Source organism: Sphingomonas sp. T1 (assembly GCF_902506585.1).
Taxonomy (GTDB): Bacteria; Pseudomonadota; Alphaproteobacteria; order Sphingomonadales; family Sphingomonadaceae; genus Sphingomonas; species Sphingomonas aerolata.
Genome location: NZ_LR733875.1, coordinates 2,000,433 through 2,025,578, shown reverse-complemented (window position 1 = coordinate 2,025,578; position 25,146 = coordinate 2,000,433). Strand labels below are relative to the sequence as shown.

Sequence of the window (25,146 nt, the reverse complement as noted above, 5' to 3'; positions counted from 1 at the left end):
ACGAAGCGTGCTAGCAAGGTGCAGGGGTGCGTAACGATGCGTAGTGAAGCGCAATATGACGGGGACAGGCCGGCCACGGTACCGGACGCGGTGTCGGCTGCCGGACCGCGCGCAGTGCCGGACATCGATCAAGGCGTCGATCAGCCCGCTGTACAAGCGACTGCACAGGCTATCGCGGAGCCGTCCGTGCTCGGCGGGGTGATCAAATGGTTCGATGTGACGCGCGGTTTCGGCTTCGCGGTCGCTGACGATACGGCGATCGGCGATATCCTGATCCATTTCTCGGTGCTCCAGCCGCATGGCCGGCGCAGCCTGCCAGAGGGCGCGCGGGTCGACGTGGTCGCGGTGCAGCGCGGGCGTGGGTTCCAGGCGCGCGAAGTCCTGTCGATCGATCTGAGCGGCGCGGTCGAGGAAACGGCGGCACGACCGGGCACGGCGGCGCCGGTCGACCGGATCGATCCGGTCGCGCTGATCGATGCCGCAGGCCCGTTCGAACCCGTCGTCGTCAAGTGGTTCAACCGGCTCAAGGGCTATGGCTTTCTGGTACGGGCGAGCGACGACAGTGACGTGTTCATCCATATGGAAACGCTGCGGCGGGCGGGGATCGACGTGGTCGAGCCGGATCAGCCGTTACAGGCCCGAATCGTGACCGGTCGCAAGGGGCCGCTGGCCGTCACGGTGGAGCGATCCGCGCCGGCGTGGTAACCGGCCCGCCGCAACCGGGGATAAATGTAATGAGTAAAACCGTCTTCGCCGCGCTTCTGGCGCTCGGCCTGTGCGCGTGTTCGAACGGCGATGCCCGGGCGGGCGACACCGCTGCCTCTGGCGTCACCGTCGCGGACACCGCGACCGGCACGGGCACCGGTGCTGCACCGGGTCAGGCCGCCGCGACGCTGGCCGTGACGATCCACAGCGCGAACGGCGCGCATGTGTTCACCGTCGAGAGCGCCAAGACCGAGGCGGAGCAGGCCCGCGGGCTGATGTACCGGACCGATCTCAAGCCGAATCGGGGCATGCTGTTCTGGCCCTATCCGACCGACGGCAGCGGGCCGCGCGAGGCGAGTTTCTGGATGAAGAACACGCCGAGCCCGCTCGACATCATCTATATCCGCGCCGACCGGACGATCGCGCGGATCGCCGAGAACACGATCCCCTTCTCCGAAACGCCGATCCCGTCGGGCGAACCGGTCGGCGCGGTGCTCGAGATCATGGGCGGGCGTGCCGGGGAACTCGGCATCGCCGAGGGCGACCGCGTCGAATGGCCGGGCGCGCCGGGCTGAACCGCCATATCCACGACACAGCGCCGTTGTGCCATGGCGCCGACACTGCGTTCGAGGTTGATGGCGCGGCGTGCACCCGCTAAGCGGCGGCTATGGGATTTCTCGCATCGACCTTCACCTGGTGGAACGGCGCCACGCTCGGCACCAAATTCGGGCTTCGCGGCAAGACGCGGATGGGCGAGGACGCGCTCGGCAACGTCTATTATGAAGGCGGCAAGGACACCGCGGGCAATCCGCGTCGCTGGGTGATCTATCAGGGTGCGACCGACGCCAGCCGGGTACCGCCCGCCTGGTTCAGTTGGCTGCACCATCAGGTCGCCGACGTGCCCGATCGTGCCCTGCCGCCGGTCCGCCCCTGGCAGAAGCCCGCCCTGCCGAATCTGACGGGTACCGCACTCGCCTATCGCCCGACGGGCGCGATGGAAAAGGGTGGCCAGCGCGCCGCGGCGACCGGCGATTACGAAGCGTGGGTGCCTGAGTGATGCAGCGCCGGATCGCTGCGGCGATCCTGGTCGTGGTTCTCGCGGTCGGTGGCTGGTTCGGCTATCGCGCCTGGACGAACCACAAGGCCGATACGACCGTCGTGGTCCAGCAGGATCTGCCGGGCGGCGATCAGGCGGGTGACGGGTCGGTCGAGACGATCGACACGGGCGGCGCGGCGCTCGCCAATGGCGGGACGCCGATGGCGGAGCGCGTCGCGGTGATCGGCCTGCTCAACAAGCGTAACGGGGTGACGCGCGACGTCACGTTGAAGCCAGGACAGGCGACCCGGATGGGCGACGTCGTCCTCCGCATGCGCGCCTGCGAACAGACCGCCCCCTGGGAGCCCGAACAGCTGACGGGGGCCTTTGTCCAGGTGATCGTCCGCGGCGTCGACAAGAAATGGCGGCGGACCTTTTCGGGCTGGCTGTACAAGGAGCGCCCCGCGCTGAACGCGGTGCAGCATCCGATCTACGACGTCTGGACCAAGAGCTGCGCGATGACCTTCCCCGCGACCGGGCCGGATACGGCATCGTCGGGCGCGCCTGCGGCGGCGCGGTCGAGTGCGAAGAAATCCCCGGTGGCGGCCAATGATGCAGCCGCACCGGACGAGCCGGTCGAGCCGACCACCCCATCGAGCGCCGCTGCGAGCAACGCGATATAATCGGCACGCTCGATCTCGATCGCGCCGAGCGATTCGAGATGCGAGGTCTGGAACTGGCAATCGAGTAGGTCGAAGCCGCCGGCCTTCAGCCGCGCGACGAGATGCGCCAGCGCGACCTTCGATGCGTCGGTCGCGCGGCTGACCATGCTTTCGCCGAAAAAGGCCCGCCCGAGCGCCAGCCCGTATAGCCCGCCGACGAGCTGGTCGCCGTCCCAGCATTCGACAGAATGCGCAAAGCCCATCAGATGCAGCGTGTGGAAGACCCGCTCGATCCCCGCATTGATCCACGTCTCGGGCCGGCCCTCGACGCTTTCGGCGCAGAGCGCGAGGATCTGGCCGAACGCAGTGTCGACGGTGACGCGGAAGCGGTCTGCGACGATGGTCTTGCGCAGCGAGCGTGAGAGCCGGAACCCGTCGAGCGGCAGAACCGCGCGCTGGCGCGGCTCGACCCAGTAGACGTCGATCGCGTCGCGGCTGTCGGCCATCGGGAAGACGCCGGCCGCATAGCCGCCAAGCACGAGGCGCGGATCGAGAATGTCCATCGGTCGCGCCTTAGCCCGCTGCCGACCCCGCCGCCAGCCGGTGTTCGATCGTCCGCCACAGCTGATCGAACGCCGCCGCCGCGGTCGAGCGCGGTGCGAAGGCCCCGACCGCCGCGCGTTGTACGGTCATCGCCTCGATCACGCTGCTCATCGGAATGACCGGCCAGTCGGGGTTGGCGGCCAGCGCGTCGGCATGCAGGCGCCGTCGGCGATCGACCATCGCATGGACGGGCAGCACCGGCACTTTGCCGCCGAGATGGCGGATCACCTCTTCATAGGCGCGTTGCGACAGCGGCGAGGGGATGACGGGGACGACGATCAGATCGGCGGCGCGCATCACCTGATCGGCGGTTTCGGTAAGTCCCGGCGGGCAGTCGAGCAGGACGCGATCATAATCGGTCAGCGCGCCGATCAGCTTGCCGAGCCTCTTTTTCTTGTCGAGCGTGTGAAACAGCTGGTCGAGACCGCGAAGCGAGGCGTCGGCGGTGATCAAGTCGAGCTTCGCGACCGGCGTCGGCTGGGCGCGCTTGGCGACGCTGATATCGCGGGAGAACATCGCCTGGGCCTGATCCCGCCCTGCGGTACCGTGCAGCAGGAAACTGCTCGCGGCCTGCGGGTCGAGGTCCCAGAGAATCGTGCGGCGTGCCGACCGGGTTGCCGAACACCAGGCGAGATTGACCGCCAGCGTCGTCTTACCGACGCCGCCCTTCAGGCTGTAGATCGCGATGGTTGCCATGCCGGCCAGCGTGCCGGTGCGCGCCGCCGATGGCAAGGCATCGCGGCAAAACTACGCCCCGGAAGAAGCTGGCGGTCGTCCGGGGCGCAGGATCATCCGGCCGTGGCCGGCTGAAGGATCAGGTGTGGCAGGTCTGGCCGGACTTGCCCGGTTGGGTCAGTTCGATCGACTTCTCGGTGCCCGTCATCGACCAGCCGCCGTCGGCGACCAGCGGCTCGCCCTCGGCAGGCGCCTTGAGCGTCGTGGCCGGACCGCCTTCCTTGAGACGAACCACGGCCTGCTTGCCCCCCTGGAAGAAGGTCACATAGGCCAGGCTGTTGTCCTTGCAGCGCATCGTCTGCTCCGACTTGATCGACGGCGGCAGCTCGACCGGCGCCGCATTGGCGAGCTGGTTCGCCATCGGATCGGGATTGCTGTCGACCACCTCGGGTGCAGCCGGTTTGGAGTTGCAGGCAGCCAGCGCGAGCAGCGCAGCCACGGCGGTGAGGGGGAGCGTCTTCTTCATATCGTCGGGGCTTCGCGCATGCAGCAAATCGCGTCAAGCCGTAGCGGCCGCGATGCGCCCGCGGCGGGACGGGTCATCCCCGGGATGCGCCGGTTCGTCGCATTGGCGATGGCGCCCGGCAGTGTTGCGCCACCACATTCGGGCAGTGGCGACGCGGGAATAAAGGCACCGGGGTCGTCCGATGTCACGCATCTGCCACTATATTTCACGGAACCGTTGTAAGAGGACGTTGCATGCCGGGCCAAATTCCTGCCGCCGAGCGCCTGTCGGCGATATCGACGCTCATCACCCAGGCGCTCTGCCTGGCCGACGAGGGGGGCGAATTGCTGCTCGGCGCCAAATTGTCCGACGCGCTGGATTGCGTTCAGGCCCGCATCGAAACGGTGAGGAGCGACGCGGCGTGAAAGGGGCGGCCTGACGGGGCGTGGTGCGCCGGCTTGTCCGGTGGATAGTTTTAGCGCGCTTGTGGCGGACCGGGAGTGGCGCCATCTACAGGCGATGCAGATGAGATCCGATACGCTGACCGCCCCCGATACGCTTGCCCTGATCGGGAATACGCCGCTGGTGCGACTGAAGGGGCCGAGCGACGCGACGGGGTGCGATATCTTCGGCAAGTGCGAATTCACCAATCCGGGCGCGTCGATCAAGGATCGCGCCGCGCTGTTCATCGTCGAGGACGCCGAGGCGCGCGGCCTGCTCCAGCCGGGCGGGACGATCGTCGAGGGGACCGCGGGCAATACCGGGATCGGCCTGGCGCTGGTCGCCAATGCCAAGGGCTACAAGACGATTATCGTGATGCCCGAGACGCAGAGTCGCGAGAAGATGGACACGCTGCGCGCGCTGGGTGCCGAACTCGTGCTCGTGCCCGCCGCCGCCTTTTCCAACCCGTGTCATTTCGTGCACACGTCGCGACGTATCGCCGAAGAGACGCCGGGCGCGATCTGGGCGAACCAGTTCGACAACACCGCCAATCGCCACGCGCACATCATCGGCACCGCCGAAGAGCTGTGGCGGCAGATGGACGAGCGGATCGACGGCTTCACCTGCGCGGCGGGGACGGGCGGGACGATCGCCGGCGTCGGCCTGGGTCTGAAGGCCAAGGACGAGGCGATCTGCATCGCGCTGACCGATCCGCACGGCGCTGCGCTGTATAACTATTACGCGCATGGCGAGCTGAAGTCGGAAGGGTCGTCGGTCGCGGAAGGCATCGGGCAGGGGCGGATCACCGCCAATCTCGATGGCGCGCCGATCGACACGCAGTTCCGGATCTCGGACGCGGAAGGCTATGCCTGGACCCGGCAGCTGCTCGACGAGGAGGGGCTGTGCCTCGGCCTGTCGTCGGGGATCAACGTCGCGGGCGCGGTCGCGCTGGCGCGGCAGCTCGGACCGGGCAAGCGGATCGCGACGATCCTGTGCGATACGGGGTTCCGCTACCTCTCGACGCTGTACAATCCCGAATGGCGCGCGGCCAAGGGCCTGGTGTGAGCGAGGGCGGCGGCGCGCCGCGGGATGGTGAAATTCGACAAGTGCGCGATGATCGGGTAGATGCGCGCGACAAGATGCAGACGCAACGCGCACCTTCGCAAACCATGCAGCGGATCAAGGTCGGCATGATCGGGCTTGCCGCAGTGGTGATCTTCATCGGTCTCGCCAGCGCGATCATCGGGTCGGCGACGCGCGAACGACCCGTGGTCGCAGCCGGCTCGGCACAGGCCGATGTCGTCGCGAACATGGCCGTGTCGAATACGACCGCCGCCGCCGATGGCTCTGACGAGCCACTCGCGGAAATGGGCCTCGCACCCAGCGTCAACGCACAGGCACCCGCTACTCCGAACTGATCCGAGCTTTCCGTCGCTGCCGCGCCGGGGAAATCACGGGACCACGCTGACACGCAGCGCGTCCGCATGCCAGGGTCGACTCGATCTTGCTGTGGATCAATGTGCGCGCCGGGCCGTCCCGGCAGGGCACATGGTCCCGGATCAAGGGCAATACAGCGCTTGATTCCCGGAAATCCCCAAATATCCCGTTGCGTCCCCGTTCCGCTGTGATAGACGGAGATTAACACAGGGGCACGTTCACCGTTCGCGATTGCGCGGCCGGGCCGCGGCGAAGGCTGCGGTTCGAGGCGGGAAGACGTGCGCGCCATTCGCGGGATATTGGCGTGTCGGATCGAGGGCGATATCAAGGAGATGGCATCGGCCTTGTCGACGACAAGGGCCGGGTAGCCATCCCTTCCGCCCTTCGGACGATCTTGTCGGCAAATGCCCCCAAGGCGAACGGCAAGGACGGCGGAACCATCATCATCGGCGCACACCAGAAGAACCGCTGCCTGGTCGCCTATGATCCGGGTTATGTCGCGCTGCTTGCCGAAAAGCTCGACCGCCGCGAGGCCGAGAATACCCGCGAAGACGGCGAATATGACTATAACATCAAACGTCGCGCGGCGTCGGGCGAGGCCGTGCCGTTCGATGGCTCGGGGCGCTTCATCATGCCTGCCTTCCCGCGCTTCTATGCCGGGATCAAGGGGCACGCATTCTTCTACGGTGTCCTAGACTATATCGAGATCTGGGATCCCGCGGCGCTGGTCGCGACCGACGACATGCCCCCCGTCGTCAAGGAAATGGCGCGCTTCTACATGGCCGAAAAGGGGATTTCGCTGTGAGCGAGACGATCCCCGCCGCCCCGCACATTCCGGTCCTGCTCGACGAGGTGATCGCCGCGCTGGCCCCCGCGCCCGGCGAGACGATCGTCGACGGGACGTTCGGCGCGGGCGGCTATACGCGGGCGCTGCTGTCGCGTGGCGCCTGCGTCATCGCCTTCGACCGTGACCCCGACGCGATCGCGGCGGGTCAGGACTGGGCCGATGGCGAGGAGCGGCTGACGCTGGTTGCCGCCGACTTTTCCGCGATGGTCGCCGAACTCGAGGCACGCGACGCGTTGCCCGTCGACGGCATCACGCTCGACATCGGCGTCTCGTCGATGCAGCTCGACCAGGCCGAGCGCGGCTTTTCGTTCCAGTCGGACGGACCGCTCGACATGCGAATGGCGCAGGCCGGCATGACCGCCGCCGATTTCGTCAACGAGGCCGACGAGGACGAGATCGCAGACGTCCTCTATCATTTCGGCGACGAGCCCAAGTCGCGTCGCGTCGCGCGGGCGATTGTGGCCGCACGACCGATGACGCGTACCGGCGAGCTCGCGCATGTCGTCCGTCGCGCGCTGGGGTATAAGGCGCACGACAAGAAGGACCCCGCGACGCGCGCGTTCCAGGCGATCCGGATCCATATCAACCGCGAACTCGGCGAGCTCGCCGATGGCCTGCTGGCGGCGGAGCGCGCCCTCAAGCCCGGCGGACGGCTCGCCATCGTGACCTTCCACAGCCTGGAGGATCGCATGGTGAAGCGGTTCCTGCGCACGCGGTCGGGCAGTGCGCCTTCAGGTTCCCGTCATCTTCCACAGGCAAAAACCGTGGTGGAACCGAGTTTTACGGATGTCGGCCGCCCCGTGCGCGCCGGCGAGGACGAGCTGGCGCGCAATCCGCGCGCACGCTCTGCGACTTTACGAACGGCGCGGCGGACCTCCGCGCAACCTTGGACGGAAGAGGTGACGACATGACGGCGGCGTATCGGTTGAAGGGTGTGGGCTGGTTCGGTGGCTGCGTTGCCGTCGTACTCGGCTTTTACCTCGTTTCGCTGCAGGTGGCCGCCGAGCGCAAGAAGCTTGAGACCGTCAACGGCCAGATCCGGTCGGCCGAGCGCGATATCCGCGCGCTCGAGACCGAGTTCGACACGCGCGCGAACCTCGCGCAGCTCGAGCGCTGGAACGGCGATACGCTGGCGCTGTCCGCGCCGACCGCCGGGCAGTTCGTCGCAAGCGAGTCGGCACTCGCCAGCCTCGACGTGAATCAGATCGGCGGGCCTGCGGGCGCCACCGTCCAGACCGCGCAGCTGCTCGTGCCGTCGCTGCCGGTTGCTGCCGCCGCCGCGGCACCGCAGGCGGTCGACGTCGCCGTGCAGGCGGTCGCAGCCACAGCGCCGCTCAAGCCCGTCACCGTCCGCGCCGCCGTCCAGACCGCCCGTGCCACCGACACTGCGATCGTCCGCGCGGCCGCCCCCGAGCGCCTCGCCGCGGTCGCCAAGGTCCGTCCGCAGGCGGTCGCGATGCTCGACCGCAAGCTGCTGTCCGACAACACGCTGGGTTCGATCCTGAGCGGCGCCCGGGCCGAGGCAGGGCGTCTGCGTTGACCACTCTCGTCGCCCGGCCGGTTTCCGAGCGGCGTACCGCAACGCAGCGCCACGCGCTGGTGGCGACCGCGCACACGCGCCTGATGATGTTGATGTTCCTGTTCGGGGCTGCGGTGCTGGTCGTGATCGGCCGGCTCGGCGTGCTCGCGATCCAGTCGTCGCTGAGCGATCCCGGCGCCCGCGCCGCGGCGATCGCGGCGCGCGGCGATATCGTCGACCGTAACGGGGCACCGCTGGCCAGGACGATCGACGCGTGGACGATCGCGGTGCATCCTAAGAAGATGATCGGCGATCCGACCGAGATCGCCGCGCGGCTGGCAGCGCTGATGCCAGATCGCGGCAATCAGGCCTTTTTTTACGGTCTGCTGACCAAGGATGTGAATTTCAGCTACCTGCAACGCCGCGCGTCGCCCGCTCTGGTCGAGCAGGTCAACGCGATCGGCGAACCCGCGATCGTGTTCGCGCGCGAGACGCAGCGTCTGTATCCGCAATCAACCATGGCGGCGCATGCGCTGGGGTTCCTGTCGACCGACGGCCACGGCATGTCGGGTATGGAGCGCGTCCTCGACGAGCGGCTGACCAACCCCGCGCTGAACGGCGCGCCGGTCGCGCTATCGATCGACACGCGCGTCCAGGCGGCGATGGAAAGCGAGCTCGCGCGTGCGGTCGCGTCGTTCCAGGCCAAGAGCGCGGCGGGAATCGTTCTCGACGTCGACACCGGCGAAGTGATCGCGATGACGTCGATGCCGGTCTTCAACCCCAACCGGGTCGGCATGGCGGGCACCGAGCAACTGCGCAACATGGGTACGCAGAGCGTGTACGAGCTGGGGTCGGTGTTCAAGCCGATCGCGATGGCGGCGGCGATCGATTCGGGCACCGTCACCTCGATGGCGCGGCGCTTCGACGCGACCGTCCCGCTGCGCGTTGGCGGCTACACAATCCACGACGATCCGGGCGATGAAGAAAAGCGCTGGCTGAACATCCCCGAGACGCTGATCTATTCGTCGAACATTGCGACCGCGCGGATCGCCGATCAGATCGGTGCCGCCGGGATGCAGAACATGTTCCGCAAGCTCGGCTTCGACACCAAGCCCGATATCGAACTGCGCGAGAAGGGCCGGCCGATCTGGCCGACCTTCTGGGCCCGCACCACATTGATGACGTCGGCCTATGGGCACGGAATCGCAGTCACGCCGCTGCACCTCGCCAACGCCTATGCGACACTGGTCAATGGCGGGATCTGGCGCCCGACGACGCTGCTGAAGATCGATCCGGCGCATATTCCCGCCGGGCGACGCGTGATCAGCACGACGACGAGTGCGCGGATGCGGCAGCTGCTCCGGCTGGTCGTGCAATATGGCACGGGCCGCAAGGGCGAGGCGCCCGGCTACCGCGTCGGCGGCAAGACCGGTACGGCCGAAATCGCGCAGGCGGGTGGCTATAACAAGCACACCAACGTCTCGACCTTTGCCGCTGCCTTCCCGATGGACGCGCCGCGTTACGTCGTCGTGGTGACGCTCGATTCCGCAAAGGGTAACAAGGAATCTTACGGCTTCACCACCGCGGCCTGGACCGCGGCGCCGGTGGTATCGCGCGTGATCAGCCGGACCGGATCGATGCTCGGCGTCATTCCGGACGCGAACCGCGACATTGACGAAAGCGACTTGTTGCCGCTGTTGTGGCATGCGCCGGGCACGCCGGCCTTTGGCGCAAAGCCGACGTCCGGTGCGGAATGAGGGGCGATACATGAGGATCGGTGCATGAAACTGGCAACGCTGATCGGTAAGGGCCCCGTCAGCGATGGCGGGGCATCAGTGCACGGATCTGCACCGCGCGATGCGTATGACGGCAACGTCACGGGCTTCGCGATCGACCATCGCAAGGTCGCACCGGGGACGATCTTCGGGGCGTTCGAGGGCGCCCGCGTCAATGGCGAGGACTATATCGCCGACGCGATCCGCGCCGGGGCGATCGGCATCGTCGCGCGGCCGGGCCTCGCGGTCGAGGGTGCGGCGTACATCGCCGACGAAACCCCGCGCGAACGGTTCGCGCAGCTCGCGGCGGCGTTCTTCGCACCCTTTCCCGCGACGACGGTCGCGATCACGGGCACCAACGGCAAGACCAGTTGCGTCGAGATGACCCGCCAATTGTGGCGGATGGCCGGCCATCATGCCGCGTCGATCGGGACGCTGGGCGTCACGACCGCCGACGAACGCGTCACCACCGGCCTCACGACGCCAGACGTCGTCACCTTCCTGTCGAACGTCGCCGGGCTCGAGCGCGAAGGCGTGACGCATCTCGCCTTCGAGGCATCGAGCCACGGGCTGACCCAGTATCGCACCGAGGGACTGCCCGTATCGGCGGCCGCCTTCACCAATCTCAGCCGCGACCATCTCGATTATCACGGCGACATGGCGGCCTATTTCACCGCCAAGATCCGGCTGTTTTCGGAAGTACTGCGCCCGGATGGGGCGGCGGTGGTGTGGGCCGACGATCCGCAGGCGGCGCGCGTCATCGACCTCGCGCGGGAGCGGGGCAATCGGCTCGTGACCGTCGGCACGCGCGGCGATACGCTGCGACTGGTCGATCGCGATCCGACATTGCTGGGGCAGGGGCTGACGATCGAGGCGGGGGGCCAGACTTACCGCGTGACGCTGCCGCTGATCGGCGGATATCAGGCCGCCAATGCGCTCGTGTCGGCGGGGCTGGTGATCGCGACCGGGGGCGATATCGCGACGACGATCGCCAATCTGGCGCGGTTGCAGCCCGTGCGCGGGCGGCTTGAGCGTGCGGTGATCGCGCGCTCGGGTGCGCCGGTCTATGTCGATTATGCGCATACCCCCGACGCGCTGGAGGCGGCGATCGCCGCGCTCAAGCCGCATGCGGGCGGCCGGCTGATTGTCGTGTTCGGCGCGGGCGGCGACCGCGATACCGGCAAGCGCGAGACGATGGGGCAGGTCGCGATGCATTACGCCGACCGCGTGATCGTGACCGACGACAATCCGCGCACCGAGGATCCCGCCGCGATCCGCCGCGACGTGCTGAAGGGCGCGCCCGGCGCGATCGAGATCGGCGACCGGCGCGGGGCGATCCAGGCGGCGATCGACGAGGCGGGCAGCGACGACATCGTGCTGATCGCGGGCAAGGGCCACGAACAGGGCCAGATCGTCGGCGACATGGTGTTGCCGTTCGACGATGTCGGCGTCGCGCGCGAGTGTGCGGCATGAGCACTGCGGTGCCCCTGTGGACGTCCGCCGAGATCGCTGCGGCGACCGGCGGGGTCGCCTCGGCCGAATTTGCCGTGACGGGCGTCGCGTTCGATTCGCGCGAGGTTGGTCCGGGCGACCTGTTCGTCGCGATGAAGGGTGAGGCGAGCGACGGCCATCTGTATCTCGACCAGGCGTTCGCGCAGGGCGCCGCGGGGGCGATCGTCTCCGAACCCTGCGCGCATCCGCATGTGCTGGTCGCCGACAGCTTCACGGCCTTGCAGATGCTCGGGCGCGCAAGCCGGGCGCGCAGCGGCGCGACGATCATCGGCGTCACCGGATCGGTCGGCAAGACGAGCGCGAAGGAGGCACTGTTCGCGGCGCTCGATCGCGGCGCGCCGGGGGCGGTGCATCGTTCGGTCAAGAGCTACAACAACCATACCGGCGTCCCGCTGAGCCTCGCGCGGATGCCGCGCGACGCGCGTTTCGGCGTGTTCGAGATGGGGATGAACCATGCGGGTGAGCTGGCCGAGCTAACGCAGATCGTCCGCCCGCATATCGCGGTCGTCACCGCGATCGCGCCGGCGCATACCGAGTTCTTCCGCGACGAAAGCGCGATCGCCGACGCCAAGGGCGAGATCTTCGCCGGGCTCGAGCCGGACGGCGTCGCGATCGTCCCCTTCGACAGCCCGCATCGCGACCGGCTGACCGCAGCGGCGACGCCGCATGCGTCGCGGATCGTGACCTTCGGCATCGCGAAGGGTGCCGATGTCCGCGCGATCGAAACGGTCCGGCTGGCGACCGGCGCGACGTTCGTCACGGTCCAGCAGGACGGCCGCGAGCTGAGCTTCACGATGGCGCAGCCGGGGATGCACTGGGTTTCGAACGCGCTGGCGGTGATCGCGTGCGTCGAGGCGGCGGGCGCGGATCTCGGGCTGGCGGGACTGGCGCTCGCCGAACTCGGCGGGCTGCAGGGACGCGGTGCGCGGTTCATGACGACGCTGGCGGACGGGCAGGCGCTCGTGATCGACGAAAGCTACAATGCGAACCCCGCGTCGATGCGTGCGACGCTGGCCGTGCTGGCCAAGGAGCCGGGGCGGCATGTCGCGCTGCTCGGCGAGATGCGCGAGCTGGGCGCGGCGTCGGCCGACTATCATGCCGGGCTTGCCGAGCCGATTGTCGCGGCAAACGTCGAAATGGCGCTGCTGGTCGGTGAAGCGATGGCGCCGCTCGCGCAAGCGCTTGAGGGTAAAGTCGAAACCGTCCATGTGGGCGACGCTGCGGCCGCGCTGACGTCGTTACGGACGATCCTGGCGCCGGGCGATGCGGTTCTCATCAAGGGATCGAACGGTGTAGGGCTCGCGCGGGTCGTGACGAGTCTCGGGGGCGAGAAGACGTAAATGCTGTACTGGATCGCCGCACATCTGGGTTTCCCGGGAATATTGAACCTGCTCCGCTATCAGTCGACGCGGACGGGCGGGGCGGTCGCGACTGCGCTGATCATCGGCCTGATCATCGGGCCGCGCTTCATCGGCTGGCTGCGCGTGCGTCAGGGCAAGGGCCAGCCGATCCGCGCCGACGGCCCGCAGACGCATCTCGCCAAGCGCGGCACGCCGACGATGGGTGGGCTGATGATCCTGACCAGTATGACGCTGGCAATCCTGTTCTGGATGGACCTGAGCAACCCCTATGTCTGGTCGTGCCTGTTCGTGACGCTGGGCTTCGGCACGATCGGGTTCATGGATGACTATGACAAGGTGCGGAAGGCGAGCACCGCGGGCATTTCGGGTCGCACTCGGCTGTTGCTCGAATTCGCGATCGCCGGGATCGCCGCGACGATCATCATGTCGCAGAACGGGCCGCATCTCTACCTGCCGTTCACGTCGCGCATGTATATCGATTTGGGCTGGTTCTTCCCCGTCTTCGCCGCCTTCACGATCGTGTCGTTCGGCAATGCCGTGAACCTGACCGACGGGCTCGACGGGCTGGCGACGATGCCGGTGATCATCGCGAGCGTCGCGTTCATGGTGATCGTCTATCTCGCGGGCAATGTGAAGTTCGCCGACTATCTCGGCATCCCGCACGTGCCCGGCGCTGGCGAGCTCGCCATTTTCTGCGGTGCGGTCGTCGGCGGCGGTCTGGCGTTCCTGTGGTTCAATGCGCCGCCCGCCGCGGTGTTCATGGGTGACACCGGCAGCCTTGCGCTCGGTGGCGCGCTCGGCACGATCGCCGTTGTCGCGCATCACGAGATCGTGCTCGGGATCATCGGCGGGCTGTTCGTCGCCGAGGCGATGAGCGTGATCATCCAGGTGTTCTTCTACAAGCGGACCGGCAAGCGGGTGTTCCGGATGGCGCCGATCCACCATCATTTCGAACAGCTCGGCTGGAGCGAGCCGACCGTCGTGATCCGCTTCTGGATCATCGCACTGGTCCTGGCGCTGGTCGGCCTGTCGACGTTGAAGCTGCGGTGATCGTCGCTGAGGCCTGGCGCGGAAAACGCTTTGCGGTGCTGGGGCTGGCGCGATCGGGTGCGGCGACCGTCCAGGCGCTGGTCACTGGCGGCGCGGGCGTGGTCGCGTGGGACGACGACGAAACGAAGCGCGCGGCGCTCGCCGAGAGCGTTCAAGACCTGTCGGTCACCCTCGATGACGTCGATCTCCGGTTTGATCCGTTGGACGACCTAGCGGCGTTCGACGCGCTCGTCGTTTCGCCGGGGGTGCCGCTCAACACGCATCCGCTCGCCGCGGCCGCGCGTGCGGCGGGCGTTCCCGTCATCGGCGACATCGAACTGTTCGCACAGGCGCGGGGCGACCTGCCGCCGCACAAGGTCGTCGGGATCACGGGCACGAACGGCAAGTCGACCACCACCGCGCTCGTGCATCATATCCTGCGGACCGCGGGCGTGCCGACGCTGATGGGCGGCAATATCGGGCTGCCGATTCTGGGGCAGGATCCACTGCCCGAGGGCGGCGTCTATGTGCTCGAGCTGTCGAGCTATCAGATCGACCTGACACAGACGCTCGACTGCGACGTCGCGGTGCTGCTCAACATCACCCCCGACCATCTCGATCGCTATGACGGATTTGCCGGGTACGCGGCGTCGAAGGCGCGGCTGTTCGCGATGCAAACGGTGCCGCATCTCGCGATCGTCGATCACGGCGCAGAGGCCGAACATTGTCTTCTGGGTGATGCGCCCGCTGACCTTCCGGTCGAGTTCATCGACCGTATCGACATCGGCGACCAGGCCGGCTGGCCGTCGCTGCAGGGGCCGCACAATGCGTCGAACGCGCGTGCCGCCGTGGGGGTCGCGCGCGCGCTGGGGGTGAGCGAGGTCGATATCGATCGCGGGCTGGTCAGCTTTACCGGCCTGCCGCACCGCATGCAGCAGATCGCCTCCTATGACGGCGTCGCCTATGTCGACGACAGCAAGGCGACCAATCCAGAGAGCGCGGCGCCCGCGCTGGCGGCGTTCGAGCGGGTCCACTGGATCGTCGGCGGGCGCGCCAAGGGGGATGACCTCGACGCGTGCAAACCCGGCTTCGGCCATGTCGTGCACGCCTATACGATCGGCGAGGCCGGGCCGCGGTTCGCCGAGATCCTGGCCGGGTCAATGCCGGTCGACCATGTCGGCACGCTCGACGCGGCCGTCCGCAGCGCGGCGGCCAATGCCCGGCCCGGCGACACGATCCTGTTGTCGCCAGCCTGTGCGAGCTTCGACCAGTTCGCCGATTACGAAGCGCGCGGCGCGGCCTTCCGCGCGGCGGTCGAGTCGCTGGCATGAGCGATATGCGGACACCGATGATGAGCGCAGGGCAAAAGACCGGGATCGTCGCGAAGATGAAGCGGCGCGGCGGGCGTGGCGATCAGTCGCCGCTCGGCACGTGGTTCTGGGATATCGACCGGATGCTGCTGTTGCTGACGCTGTTCCTGATCGCGATCGGGCTGATCGCGGTGGCCGCGGCGTCGCCGGCGACCGCGGTGCGCTATTCGGGCGAGCACCACAAGCTGACGCCGCTCTATTATTTCTGGCGCCAGCTGATGTGGGTCGGCGTGTCGATGCCGGTGCTGTTCGGGGTGTCGATGATGCCCGTCGCGATGGCGCGGCGCATGGCGCTGACCGCAGCGGCGGTGCTGCTGCTGATCCTGGCGGTGACTCCGTTCGTCGGATCCGAGGTCAACGGTGCGCGCCGCTGGATCGGCTATGGCTTCGCGCAGTTCCAGCCGTCCGAGTTCCTGAAGCCGGTCTTCATCGTCACCGTCGCCTGGCTCCTGTCGCTGCGCGCGAAGGATCCCGAACTGCCGACCGTGCTGATCACCGGTGGGCTGACCGGCACGATCGCGGTGATGCTGATGCTGCAGCCCGATTTCGGCCAGACGATCATCTACTGCACCGTGTGGATGGCGTTGCTGATGATCGCGGGAACGCCGATGCGCGTGATGGCGGGCCTGGTCGGCTGTGTGCCGGTCGGGCTGGTGGCCGCCTATATGTTCTACGGCACGGCGCGGTCGCGGATCGACGCGTTCCTGTTCCCGGGTATCGAGGGCGAGGGCGCGTCGGATCATTTCCAGACCAATGCCGCGCACAACACGCTGACCGCGGGCGGCTGGACCGGCACGGGGCCCGGCGGCGGCATCGCCAAGTTCGGACTGCCCGAGGCGCATACCGATTACATCTTCTCGGTGATCGGCGAGGAGTTCGGGCTGATCGCCTGTTCGGTGATCGCGGTGATCTTCCTTGCGATCGTCGTGCGCGTGTTCGTCAAGCTGCTGGACGAACAGGATGAATTCAAGCTTCTGGCCTCGGCCGGGCTGGCGACGCAGTTCGGCGCTCAGGCGCTGGTCAGCATGGCGGTGAACACCGGGCTCGCACCGTCCAAAGGCATGACGCTGCCGTTCATCAGCTATGGCGGGTCGTCGATGATCGCCTTGTCGGTCGGCATGGGGTTGCTGCTGGCGTTTACCCGGCGCAATCCGTTTCTCACGCGGAGCCCCTATGTCGTCCGCTGGAGTGGTGAATGACTGTGAATCAACGTCCCCGGCATTTCGTGCTCGCGGCAGGCGGGACCGGCGGACACATGGTGCCCGCGGCGGCGCTGGCCGCTGAGCTGACGAGGCGCGGCCACCGCGTCGCACTGGTGAGCGACGAGCGCGGCGTGCGCTTCCCCGGATTGTTCGAGGGAATTCAGACGCATGTCCTTCCCGCCGGGCGCTTCACCGGCGGACCGCTGGGCTGGGCCAAGGCGACGCGATCGATGTGGCGCGGGCGGATGATGGCACGCGAACTCTATCGCACGTTCAAGCCGGCGGCGGTGATCGGCTTTGGCGGCTATCCCGCGCTGCCCGCGCTGCTGGCGGCGTTCGCGAATCGGATCCCGACTGCGGTGCACGAGCAGAATGCGGTGCTGGGGCGGGTGAACCGGCTCGTGGCACGCCGCGTCGACGCGATCGCGACCTCGTCCGAACCGACCGAACGGCTCGCGTCCGGGCTCCTCGCCAAGACGCATCTCGTCGGCAATCCGGTGCGCGAGGCGGTGCTCGCATTGCGCGCCAGACCCTATCCGCTGCTCGAGGAGGATGGCATCTTCCGTGTGCTGGTGACCGGCGGTAGCCAGGGCGCGAGCATCCTGTCTCAGGTCGTTCCGGATGGGCTCGCGATGCTGCCGGTGACGTTCCGGCGGCGTCTGCAGGTCACGCATCAGGCGCGGATCGAGGATATTGACGCCGTGCGCGCGCAATATGCCGAGCATCACATCCCGGCCGAACTCGCCACCTATCTGCCCGACATGCCCGAACAGCTCGCCTGGGCGCATCTGGTGATCGCGCGCGCGGGCGCCTCGACGATCGCGGAGCTGACCGCGGCGGGGCGGCCGGCGATCCTGGTGCCGCTGCCGGGCGCGACCGACGATCACCAGACGGTCAACGCCCGCGAGATCACCCGTGCCGGCGGCGCACGGACGATCCGGCAGGGCGACTTCACTGCGGTCGAACTCGCCAAGCAGATGCAGAAGCTCGGGCTTGACCCCGCCGCGTTGCAGAATGCCGCAGGACGCGCGCGCAGTTGCGGCCGCCCCAATGCCGCGAGCGATCTGGCCGATCTGGTCGAAAGCCTCGATGCGCCGGTATCGCGACTGCCGGTCGGGCGCCCATCCAAGCCAAAGGTACAATTTGCATGAAGGGTGTAGCGACCGATATCGGCACGATCCATTTCGTCGGCATCGGCGGGATCGGCATGTCGGGCATCGCCGAGGTGATGAAGAATCTCGGTTACCGCGTGCAGGGGTCCGACGTGGCCGAGGGCTATGTCGTGCAGGGCCTGCGCGACAAGGGCATTCCGGTCGCGATCGGCCATGCCGCGGAGAATATCGGTGACGCGGCAGTCGTGGTCGTCTCGACCGCAATCGTTCGGTCGAACCCCGAGGTCGAGGCGGCGCTCAATGCGCGCGTGCCCGTGGTGCGGCGCGCAGAGATGCTGGCCGAACTGATGCGGCTGAAGTCGACCGTCGCGGTTGCCGGCACCCACGGCAAGACGACGACGACGTCGATGGTCGCCGCGCTGCTCGATGCGGGCGGGGTCGACCCGACCGTGATCAATGGCGGCATCATCAACAGCTACGGATCGAACGCGCGACTGGGTGCGAGCGACTGGATGGTGGTCGAGGCGGACGAGAGCGACGGCAGCTTCCTGCGGCTCGACGGGACGATCGCGGTCGTCACCAACATCGATCCCGAGCATCTCGATCATTACGGATCGTTCGACGCGGTGAAGGATGCGTTCGTCGAGTTCGTCGAGAACGTGCCCTTCTATGGCGCGGCCTTGTTGTGCCTCGATCATCCCGAGGTGCAGGGGATCCTGCCGCGCGTGCGCGATCGGCGGATCGTGACCTACGGCTTCTCGGCGCAGGCGGATGTCCGCGGCGTCGAGGTGACGCCGATCCCGGGCGGCAACCGCTTCGATTGCGTGGTGCGGACGCGCGACGGCGCGACGCGGACGATCCACGGCATTGAGATGCCGATGCCAGGCCGGCACAACGTCCAGAACGCGCTGGCCGCGATCGGCGTCGCGCTGGAGCTGGGGATCGAGGATGCGACGATCCAGCAGGGCTTTGCCAAGTTCGGCGGCGTGAAGCGGCGCTTCACCAAGGTGGGCGAGGTTCCGGTCGAGGGTGGCGGTGTCGCGATCATCGACGATTACGGGCATCATCCGGTCGAGATCCGCGCGGTGCTGGCCGCCGCGCGCGAGGGGGCGAAGGGGCGCGTGATCGCGGTGGTGCAGCCGCATCGCTATTCACGGCTCGGCAATCTGATGGAGGATTTCCAGACCGCGTTCAACGACGCGGACCGGGTGCTGGTGACGCCGGTCTATGCGGCGGGTGAGGCGCCGGTCGAGGGTGTCGATGCGGCGGCTTTGGTCGAGGGATTGAAGCGGCGCGGCCACCGGTTTGCGGGCGTGGTCGCGGATGCGAATGCACTGGCGGCCGAGCTGGCGGCGACGATCGAGGCGGATGACATGGTCGTCTGCCTCGGCGCGGGCGACATCACGAAATGGGCGGCCGGGCTGGCCGATGCGATCGCGGTCGAGCGTTCGAAGGTGCCGGCGTGAACGCTGCGACACCTTGCGTCCCCGCGAATGCGGCGACCCAGACTGGGTTCCCGCCTTCGCGGGAGACCATCAGGGGGAGCGTCGAGGCCGGTGGGTCACTTGCGGACTTCATCTGGTTTCGTACCGGCGGGCCTGCCGAATGGCTTGTGCGGCCGGCAGATGTCGAGGATCTGGCCGGGTTGTTGAAGACCCTCGATCCGTCGACGCCGGTCCTGCCGGTGGGCGTCGGTTCCAACCTGATCGTCCGCGACGGGGGTGTGCCGGGGGTCGTGGTGCGGCTGCCCAAGGCAATGGCGAAGGTGTCGGTTGAGGACGGTCGCGTTCGCGCAGGGGCGGGGGCTATGGGGATTACCGTCGCCAGCGCGGCACGCGATGCGGGGATCGCCGGGCTTGAGTTTCTGCGCGGGATCCCGGGGACGGTGGGCGGCGCGGTGCGGATGAACGCGGGTGCCTATGGGCGCGACGTCAGCGATATCCTGATCGAGGCGACCGTCGTCACGCGCGACGGCGCGGTCGAGACATGGCCCGCGGCGCGGTTCGGTTATGTGTACCGGCATTCGGACCTGCCCGCGGGCGCGGTCGTGGTCGAGGCGGTGTTTTCGGGCACGCCCGGCGAACCGGCTGTCATCGGGGCTGAGATGGACCGGATCGCCGCGGAGCGCGAGGCGTCGCAGCCGTTGCGGTCGCGCACCGGCGGATCGACGTTCAAGAATCCCGAGGGGCACAAGGCCTGGGCGCTGATCGACGCGGCCGGGTGCCGAGGGCTGACGCGCGGCGACGCGCAGGTCAGCGAGAAGCATTGCAATTTCCTGCTGAACCTCGGGTCCGCGTCGAGCGCGGAGATCGAGGCGCTGGGCGAAGAGGTACGGACCAAGGTGAAGGCGCATTCTGGAGTGACGTTGGAATGGGAAATCCAGCGGGTCGGGGTGGCGAAATGAGCGGCGCTCTTCACATCGCCGTGCTGATGGGCGGCTGGTCGGCGGAGCGTGAGGTCTCGCTGCTGTCGGGCAATGGCTGCGCCGATGCGCTCGAATCGCTCGGTCACCGCGTCACGCGGATCGACATGGGGCGCGACGTCGCCGCCCGGCTCGCGGAAGCCAGGCCCGATCTCGTGTTCAACGCGCTGCACGGGACGCCCGGCGAGGATGGCTCGGTGCAGGGGCTGCTCGACCTGATGGGGTTGCGCTATACGCATTCGGGGCTTGCGACCTCGGTGATCGCGATCGACAAGGTGCTGACCAAGCTGCTGCTCGTCCCGGCGGGTGTGCCGATGCCGGGCGGACGGATCGTCCGGTCGGTCGACCTGTTCGAGGGGGATCCGATGGCACGCCCCTATGTGCTCAAGCCCGTCAACGAGGGGTCGTCGGTCGGCGTGGCGATCGTCACCGACAGCGGCAATTACGGCAATCCGATCGCGCGCGACGCGGTCGGGCCATGGATCGACTTCGACGAGTTGCTCGCCGAGCCGTATATCCGCGGGCGCGAGCTGACGACCGCGGTGCTGGGCGGTCGCGCGCTCGGCGTCACCGAACTCAAGCCCAAAAGCGGCTGGTATGATTACGACGCGAAATATACCGACGGGATGACCGAGCATGTCTGCCCGGCGGACATTCCCGACGAGATCGCCGACGCCTGCAAGAGCCTTGCGCTCGAGGCGCACCGGCTGCTCGGCTGCAACGGCGCTTCGCGCTCGGATTTCCGCTGGGACGACGAGCGCGGGGTCGACGGGCTGTTCCTGCTCGAGGTCAACACGCAGCCGGGCATGACCCCGCTCAGCCTCGTTCCCGAACAGGCGCGGCATATCGGCATGAGCTATGCCGAGCTCGTCCAGGCGATCGTCGACGAGGCGCTGTCGGATCATCCGCTCGCGCCGGGCGGGGCGCCATGAGCCGGACGATCAAGCGCGGCCCGCCACCCAAGCGGCCCGCCCCGCGGCGCAAGGTCGCGGTCAAGAAGGTGTCGGTGCTCGATCGGCTGGTCGGGATGCTCCCGGTCAGCGAGGACACGCTGAAGAAGATCGCGACCTGGTCGATCCTCGGCGCGGGCGGCGCGGTCGTGATCGCGGCGGCGACCTGGATCGGCATCCCCGGCATGATCGGCGGCGCGATGGCCGAAGGCGCCGGGCGCGCAGGGTTCAAGGTCGACCAGATCGAGGTCACCGGGCTGAAGCGGATGGACCGTATGTCGGTCTATGCGGTCGCGCTCGATCAGCAGAGCCGCGCGATGCCGCTCGTCGATCTCGAGGCGGTGCGCCAGAAATTGCTGCGCTATGGCTGGATCGCGGACGCACACGTCTCGCGGCGGCTGCCCGATACTTTGCTGGTCGACATCGTCGAGCGCACGCCCGCGGCGGTGTGGCAGGACAATGGCAATCTGACTCTGATCGACGCGTCGGGCGTGCTGCTCGAACCGGTGCAGCCCGACGCGATCCCGAACCTGCCGCTGGTGATCGGACCCGGCGCGGACCGGCAGGAAGCGTCCTACCAGGCGCTGCTCGCCGCCGCCCCCGCGCTCAAGCCGCGGGTGAAGGCGGCGACCTGGGTCGGCAACCGGCGCTGGGACCTGACCTTCGAGAGCGGCGAGACGCTGGCATTGCCCGAGGACGGGGCGCCGCGTGCGCTGGTGAAATTTGCCGAGCTCGATGGCGCACGGCCGCTGCTCGGCCGTGGCTGGATCCGCTTCGACATGCGCGACCCGACCAAGCTGGTCGCGCGCAAGCCGGGTGCGAGCCTGGCGCACAGCGTCGACGTGCCCGCGCCGGTATCCAGCGAGCCACAGACGACTATACCGTCGCAGACGGCGGACGCGAACGTAACGGGCGGGGAGGGATGACATGGCGAAGGTGGCACCGGAAGGGCTGATCACGGCGCTCGATATCGGGTCGTCGAAGGTTTCGGCGATGATCGCGCAAAAGGGGGACGGCGGCGAGCTGATCGTGCTGGGCACCGGCCAGCGCGAGAGCCGCGGCGTCAAGCGCGGCTATATCGCCGACATGGCGACGACCGAGGCGGCGGTACGCGAAGCGGTCGAGCAGGCCGAACGGATCGCCGGGATCAACATCGAGAATGTCTGGGTCGGCTTCTCGGCCGGCGGACTGGTGTCCGACGTCGCCGAGGTCGAGTTCGAACTGGGCGGCCACCGCGTCGAGCAGCAGGATATCGACGCGCTGCTCGCCGCAGGGCGTAACTCGATCGATCCGCAGGGCCGGATGGTGCTGCACGCGCAGCCTGCGCTCTACACGCTCGACGGGCTGACGGGCGTAAAGACGCCGCTCGGGCTGCATGCCGACCGGCTTGGCGTGCATATCCATGTCGTGGCCGCAGACGGTTCGCCGGTGCGCAATCTCGATCTGTGCGTGCGTTCGGCGCATCTCGAAGTGAAGTCGATCATCGCCTCGCCGGTCGCGACGGGGCTTGCGTGCCTCAGCGACGAGGAGCGCGAGCTGGGTGTCGCATTGGTCGAGATGGGGGCGGGGATCACCAACGTGTCGCTGTTCGCGGGCGGCATGCTCGTCGGGCTGACCTCGATCCCGATCGGCGCGCAGGACATCACCGACGACATCGCCAGCGCGTTCGGCACGCGGCGGCAGAATGCCGAGCGGATGAAGTGCTTCCACGGATCCGCCAATGCCTCCCCGCGCGACAATCACGACATGATACCGGTCATGCCGATCTCGGCCGAGGACGGCGCGGGCGAGGGCGCGCAGATCACCAAGGCGCAGCTGATCAGCGTCATCCGCCAGCGGCTCGAACATCAGATGGGCGAGGTGCGCAATGCGCTGAGCACGCTCAAGTTCGAGGGGCCGGTGGGGCGCCAGGTCGTGCTGACAGGCGGCGGCGCGGAGCTGAAGGGCATTGCCGATTATGCGCAACAGGCGCTCGGGCGGTCGGTCCGGATCGGCCGACCGCGCGGATTGACCGCTCTGCCCGAGGCGCATGGCGGACCGGCATTTGCAACGCTAGCGGGGTTGGCTTTCTATGCGGCGACCGATCCGATCGACCTGCGCGGTATTGCACCGCAGCGGACGATCGTTCACCGGCCGAAGGGAATCGGCATGGTCCGCAAGTTGATTCAGGCGGCACGCGCGAATTATTGAGAGTTTCGAAACGGCTGACGCTATTTCGGCTGGAACAGCCGGTAGCGTTGGTGCACACAGGTTAATCAGGGGCCCGGCCGTAGCGTATCACCGGGATGGGCGGAGAAGCAGGCGATGAGCATCGAATTTCTGAGTCCCGAAGTGGACGAGCTGGCCCCCCGCATCGCGGTGATCGGGGTCGGTGGCGCGGGCGGTAACGCGATCGCGAACATGATGAGGGCCGACGTCCAGGGCGTCGACTTCCTCGTCGCCAATACCGACGCGCAGGCGCTCAAGCAGTCGACCGCGCCGCAGCGGATCCAGCTGGGCACCAAGATCACGCAGGGCCTCGGTGCCGGCAGCCGTCCCGAGATCGGCCGCGCGGCCGCCGAGGAGACGATCGACCAGCTCGCCAAGATGCTCGAAGGCGCGCACATGTGCTTCATCACCGCCGGCATGGGCGGCGGCACCGGCACGGGTGCCGCCCCGGTCATCGCCAAGGCGGCGCGCGACATGGGCATCCTGACCGTCGGCGTGGTCACCAAGCCGTTCGCGTTCGAGGGCAATCGCCGCGCCAAGTCGGCGGATGGCGGCATCGAGGAACTGCAGAAGTACGTCGATACGCTGATCGTCATTCCGAACCAGAATCTGTTCCTGATCGCCAACGCGAACACGACCTTCAAGGAAGCGTTCTCGATGGCGGACGAGGTGCTGCAGCAGGGCGTCCGCAGCATCACCGACCTGATGGTCATGCCAGGCCTCATCAACCTCGACTTTGCAGACGTCCGTTCGGTGATGCAGGAAATGGGCAAGGCGATGATGGGCACCGGCGAGGCGAGCGGCGACAACCGAGCGCTCGAGGCTGCGCAGAAGGCGATCTCGAACCCGCTGCTCGACGGCGTCAGCATGCAGGGTGCCAAGGGCGTGATCATCTCGATCACCGGCGGCGACGACATGCGCCTGCTCGAAGTCGATGAAGCCGCGAATCACATCCGCGACCTGGTCGATCCCGATGCCAACATCATCTGGGGTTCGGCGTTCAACCAGGAGCTTGAGGGCAAGATCCGCGTCTCGGTCGTCGCGACCGGGATCGATGCGGACGCCAAGCCCGCCGTCGCGCCCGAGCCGACGCGCTCGTTCAGCTTCGGTATGGGCCGCAAGAACGACGAATCGACGTCGTTCCGTCCGAGCGAGCCCGCGGCACCGACCGGCACGACTGGCACGGGCGACGAGCCGCTCGACCTGTCGAGCGCGGACGCGGTACAGTCCGGCGCCACCGACGAGGAACTCGTCCTGGGCCAGGACAAGATGGTCCCCGCCGCACCGGCCGCACCGCAGTCCTATGCCCCCGCGCCGACCCAGGCTGCGCCTGCACCCGCCCCGGTGCAGCCGCCGGTCCAGGCTCAGCCTGCGCCGCAGCCGACCGCGCGTACGCCCCAGGCGCCTGCCTATCAGGCTCCGCCGCGCTCCTACGCGGACGATCGTTATGCCGCTCCCACGCCCGCGGCCCCGGCGCCGATGCCGGCTGCGGACGAGGGTGGTGCACGCCGTCGCTGGCTCGCTCCGGGTGCGGAAGCTGCGCCCGAAGCCGCCACACCGGCGACGCCGCGCGTCAAGCTCGGCGGGACGCTGTTCGAGCGCATGTCGAATGCGGCGCGCGGTGCGGCCAAGGAAGACGGCGAGGCGGCCCCGACCGATCCGCTCGACATTCCGCGCTTCCTGCACCGCCAGAACAACCAGTAACGGCCTGCACAAAGGGGCGCGCCGGTTCGTCGCCGGCGCGCCCCGTCCTGGCGCGTAGCGCGCTGCTACAT

General features: G+C 67.9%; 25 protein-coding genes and 1 pseudogene. 23 read left to right on the top strand and 3 right to left on the bottom strand.

Translation table 11 applies throughout. The features are described from left to right. Nucleotides 1-36: 36 nt before the first annotated feature. The 4 genes and pseudogenes from GV027_RS09180 to GV027_RS21800 all read left to right on the top strand — a co-directional run. The gene (locus GV027_RS09180) at nucleotides 37-705 is read left to right on the top strand and encodes a cold shock domain-containing protein (RefSeq protein WP_159511664.1); all 669 of its coding nucleotides are present in this window, start codon (nucleotides 37-39) and stop codon (nucleotides 703-705) included. 29 nt (nucleotides 706-734) lie between these two features. Further along, the gene (locus tag GV027_RS09175; protein WP_159511663.1) at nucleotides 735-1,280 is read left to right on the top strand and encodes a DUF192 domain-containing protein; all 546 of its coding nucleotides are present in this window, start codon (nucleotides 735-737) and stop codon (nucleotides 1,278-1,280) included. A gap of 92 nt (nucleotides 1,281-1,372) precedes the next feature. After that, complete coding sequence (locus GV027_RS09170; protein ID WP_031395586.1) at nucleotides 1,373-1,762, top strand: NADH:ubiquinone oxidoreductase subunit NDUFA12; 390 nt, start codon at nucleotides 1,373-1,375, stop codon at nucleotides 1,760-1,762. Beyond that, nucleotides 1,762-2,196: pseudogene (locus GV027_RS21800) on the top strand (DUF2155 domain-containing protein); the annotation flags it as partial. The gene GV027_RS09170 and the pseudogene GV027_RS21800, both read left to right, overlap by 1 nt. A gap of 35 nt (nucleotides 2,197-2,231) precedes the next feature. On the opposite strand, the gene aat reads toward GV027_RS21800, so the two are convergent. From aat to GV027_RS09150, 3 genes are all read right to left on the bottom strand, one after another. Continuing rightward, a complete protein-coding gene (gene aat / locus GV027_RS09160; protein WP_159511662.1) occupies nucleotides 2,232-2,966 on the bottom strand; it encodes a leucyl/phenylalanyl-tRNA--protein transferase in 735 nt (244 codons plus the stop codon). A 10-nt stretch (nucleotides 2,967-2,976) separates the two neighbouring features. Continuing rightward, on the bottom strand, nucleotides 2,977-3,702 hold the full coding sequence (locus GV027_RS09155) for a ParA family protein (RefSeq protein ID WP_031440793.1): 726 nt from the start codon (nucleotides 3,700-3,702) through the stop codon (nucleotides 2,977-2,979). Between the two features lie 118 nt (nucleotides 3,703-3,820). After that, nucleotides 3,821-4,207, bottom strand: a complete 387-nt coding sequence (locus GV027_RS09150) for a hypothetical protein (protein ID WP_159511661.1) — start codon at nucleotides 4,205-4,207, stop codon at nucleotides 3,821-3,823. A gap of 233 nt (nucleotides 4,208-4,440) precedes the next feature. Here GV027_RS09150 and GV027_RS09145 point away from each other — a divergent pair, with 233 nt between their 5' ends. From GV027_RS09145 to ftsZ, 19 genes are all read left to right on the top strand, one after another. Continuing rightward, the gene (locus tag GV027_RS09145) at nucleotides 4,441-4,611 is read left to right on the top strand and encodes a hypothetical protein (protein WP_156363533.1); all 171 of its coding nucleotides are present in this window, start codon (nucleotides 4,441-4,443) and stop codon (nucleotides 4,609-4,611) included. Nucleotides 4,612-4,711: 100 nt separating this feature from the next. After that, nucleotides 4,712-5,692 (top strand): cysteine synthase A, encoded by a 981-nt coding sequence (locus tag GV027_RS09140; RefSeq protein ID WP_107932811.1) that lies wholly within the window; start codon nucleotides 4,712-4,714, stop codon nucleotides 5,690-5,692. 74 nt (nucleotides 5,693-5,766) lie between these two features. Next, nucleotides 5,767-6,045, top strand: coding sequence for a hypothetical protein (locus tag GV027_RS09135; RefSeq protein WP_236559127.1), 279 nt, complete (start codon nucleotides 5,767-5,769; stop codon nucleotides 6,043-6,045). Nucleotides 6,046-6,458: 413 nt separating this feature from the next. After that, complete coding sequence (locus GV027_RS09130; RefSeq protein ID WP_320481608.1) at nucleotides 6,459-6,869, top strand: MraZ C-terminal domain-containing protein; 411 nt, start codon at nucleotides 6,459-6,461, stop codon at nucleotides 6,867-6,869. Further along, the gene (gene rsmH, locus GV027_RS09125; RefSeq protein WP_031440796.1) at nucleotides 6,866-7,822 is read left to right on the top strand and encodes a 16S rRNA (cytosine(1402)-N(4))-methyltransferase RsmH; all 957 of its coding nucleotides are present in this window, start codon (nucleotides 6,866-6,868) and stop codon (nucleotides 7,820-7,822) included. The genes GV027_RS09130 and rsmH overlap by 4 nt, the downstream gene beginning before the upstream one ends. Next, on the top strand, nucleotides 7,819-8,451 hold the full coding sequence (locus tag GV027_RS09120; protein ID WP_159511660.1) for a hypothetical protein: 633 nt from the start codon (nucleotides 7,819-7,821) through the stop codon (nucleotides 8,449-8,451). Before rsmH ends, GV027_RS09120 begins: the two co-directional genes overlap by 4 nt. Continuing rightward, complete coding sequence (locus GV027_RS09115) at nucleotides 8,448-10,187, top strand: peptidoglycan D,D-transpeptidase FtsI family protein (protein WP_037528403.1); 1,740 nt, start codon at nucleotides 8,448-8,450, stop codon at nucleotides 10,185-10,187. The genes GV027_RS09120 and GV027_RS09115 overlap by 4 nt, the downstream gene beginning before the upstream one ends. Nucleotides 10,188-10,211: 24 nt before the next feature. Next, entirely contained in the window at nucleotides 10,212-11,678 is a 1,467-nt protein-coding gene (locus GV027_RS09110; RefSeq protein ID WP_159511659.1) for a UDP-N-acetylmuramoyl-L-alanyl-D-glutamate--2,6-diaminopimelate ligase, read from the top strand. After that, nucleotides 11,675-13,057, top strand: a complete 1,383-nt coding sequence (locus GV027_RS09105) for a UDP-N-acetylmuramoyl-tripeptide--D-alanyl-D-alanine ligase (RefSeq protein WP_159511658.1) — start codon at nucleotides 11,675-11,677, stop codon at nucleotides 13,055-13,057. Before GV027_RS09110 ends, GV027_RS09105 begins: the two co-directional genes overlap by 4 nt. Then, on the top strand, nucleotides 13,058-14,128 hold the full coding sequence (gene mraY / locus GV027_RS09100; RefSeq protein ID WP_159511657.1) for a phospho-N-acetylmuramoyl-pentapeptide-transferase: 1,071 nt from the start codon (nucleotides 13,058-13,060) through the stop codon (nucleotides 14,126-14,128). After that, nucleotides 14,125-15,438, top strand: a complete 1,314-nt coding sequence (gene murD, locus GV027_RS09095; protein ID WP_159511656.1) for a UDP-N-acetylmuramoyl-L-alanine--D-glutamate ligase — start codon at nucleotides 14,125-14,127, stop codon at nucleotides 15,436-15,438. The genes mraY and murD overlap by 4 nt, the downstream gene beginning before the upstream one ends. Before the next feature lie 5 nt (nucleotides 15,439-15,443). Next, complete coding sequence (locus GV027_RS09090) at nucleotides 15,444-16,676, top strand: FtsW/RodA/SpoVE family cell cycle protein (RefSeq protein WP_234387761.1); 1,233 nt, start codon at nucleotides 15,444-15,446, stop codon at nucleotides 16,674-16,676. Next, nucleotides 16,673-17,830 carry an undecaprenyldiphospho-muramoylpentapeptide beta-N-acetylglucosaminyltransferase gene (gene murG, locus GV027_RS09085; protein ID WP_031395403.1) on the top strand — a complete coding sequence of 386 codons (1,158 nt, stop codon included), beginning with the start codon at nucleotides 16,673-16,675 and terminating at the stop codon, nucleotides 17,828-17,830. The genes GV027_RS09090 and murG overlap by 4 nt, the downstream gene beginning before the upstream one ends. After that, nucleotides 17,827-19,257, top strand: a complete 1,431-nt coding sequence (gene murC / locus GV027_RS09080) for a UDP-N-acetylmuramate--L-alanine ligase (RefSeq protein WP_159511655.1) — start codon at nucleotides 17,827-17,829, stop codon at nucleotides 19,255-19,257. Before murG ends, murC begins: the two co-directional genes overlap by 4 nt. Further along, nucleotides 19,200-20,195, top strand: a complete 996-nt coding sequence (murB, locus tag GV027_RS09075) for a UDP-N-acetylmuramate dehydrogenase (RefSeq protein WP_107932272.1) — start codon at nucleotides 19,200-19,202, stop codon at nucleotides 20,193-20,195. The genes murC and murB overlap by 58 nt, the downstream gene beginning before the upstream one ends. Continuing rightward, the gene (locus GV027_RS09070) at nucleotides 20,192-21,145 is read left to right on the top strand and encodes a D-alanine--D-alanine ligase (protein ID WP_159511654.1); all 954 of its coding nucleotides are present in this window, start codon (nucleotides 20,192-20,194) and stop codon (nucleotides 21,143-21,145) included. Before murB ends, GV027_RS09070 begins: the two co-directional genes overlap by 4 nt. Next, nucleotides 21,142-22,089 (top strand): cell division protein FtsQ/DivIB, encoded by a 948-nt coding sequence (locus tag GV027_RS09065; RefSeq protein ID WP_159511653.1) that lies wholly within the window; start codon nucleotides 21,142-21,144, stop codon nucleotides 22,087-22,089. Before GV027_RS09070 ends, GV027_RS09065 begins: the two co-directional genes overlap by 4 nt. A 1-nt stretch (nucleotide 22,090) precedes the next feature. Next, a complete protein-coding gene (gene ftsA, locus GV027_RS09060; protein WP_031393123.1) occupies nucleotides 22,091-23,353 on the top strand; it encodes a cell division protein FtsA in 1,263 nt (420 codons plus the stop codon). Between the two features lie 114 nt (nucleotides 23,354-23,467). Then, the gene (gene ftsZ, locus GV027_RS09055; RefSeq protein ID WP_159511652.1) at nucleotides 23,468-25,075 is read left to right on the top strand and encodes a cell division protein FtsZ; all 1,608 of its coding nucleotides are present in this window, start codon (nucleotides 23,468-23,470) and stop codon (nucleotides 25,073-25,075) included. The last annotated feature ends 71 nt before the right edge of the window (nucleotides 25,076-25,146 follow it).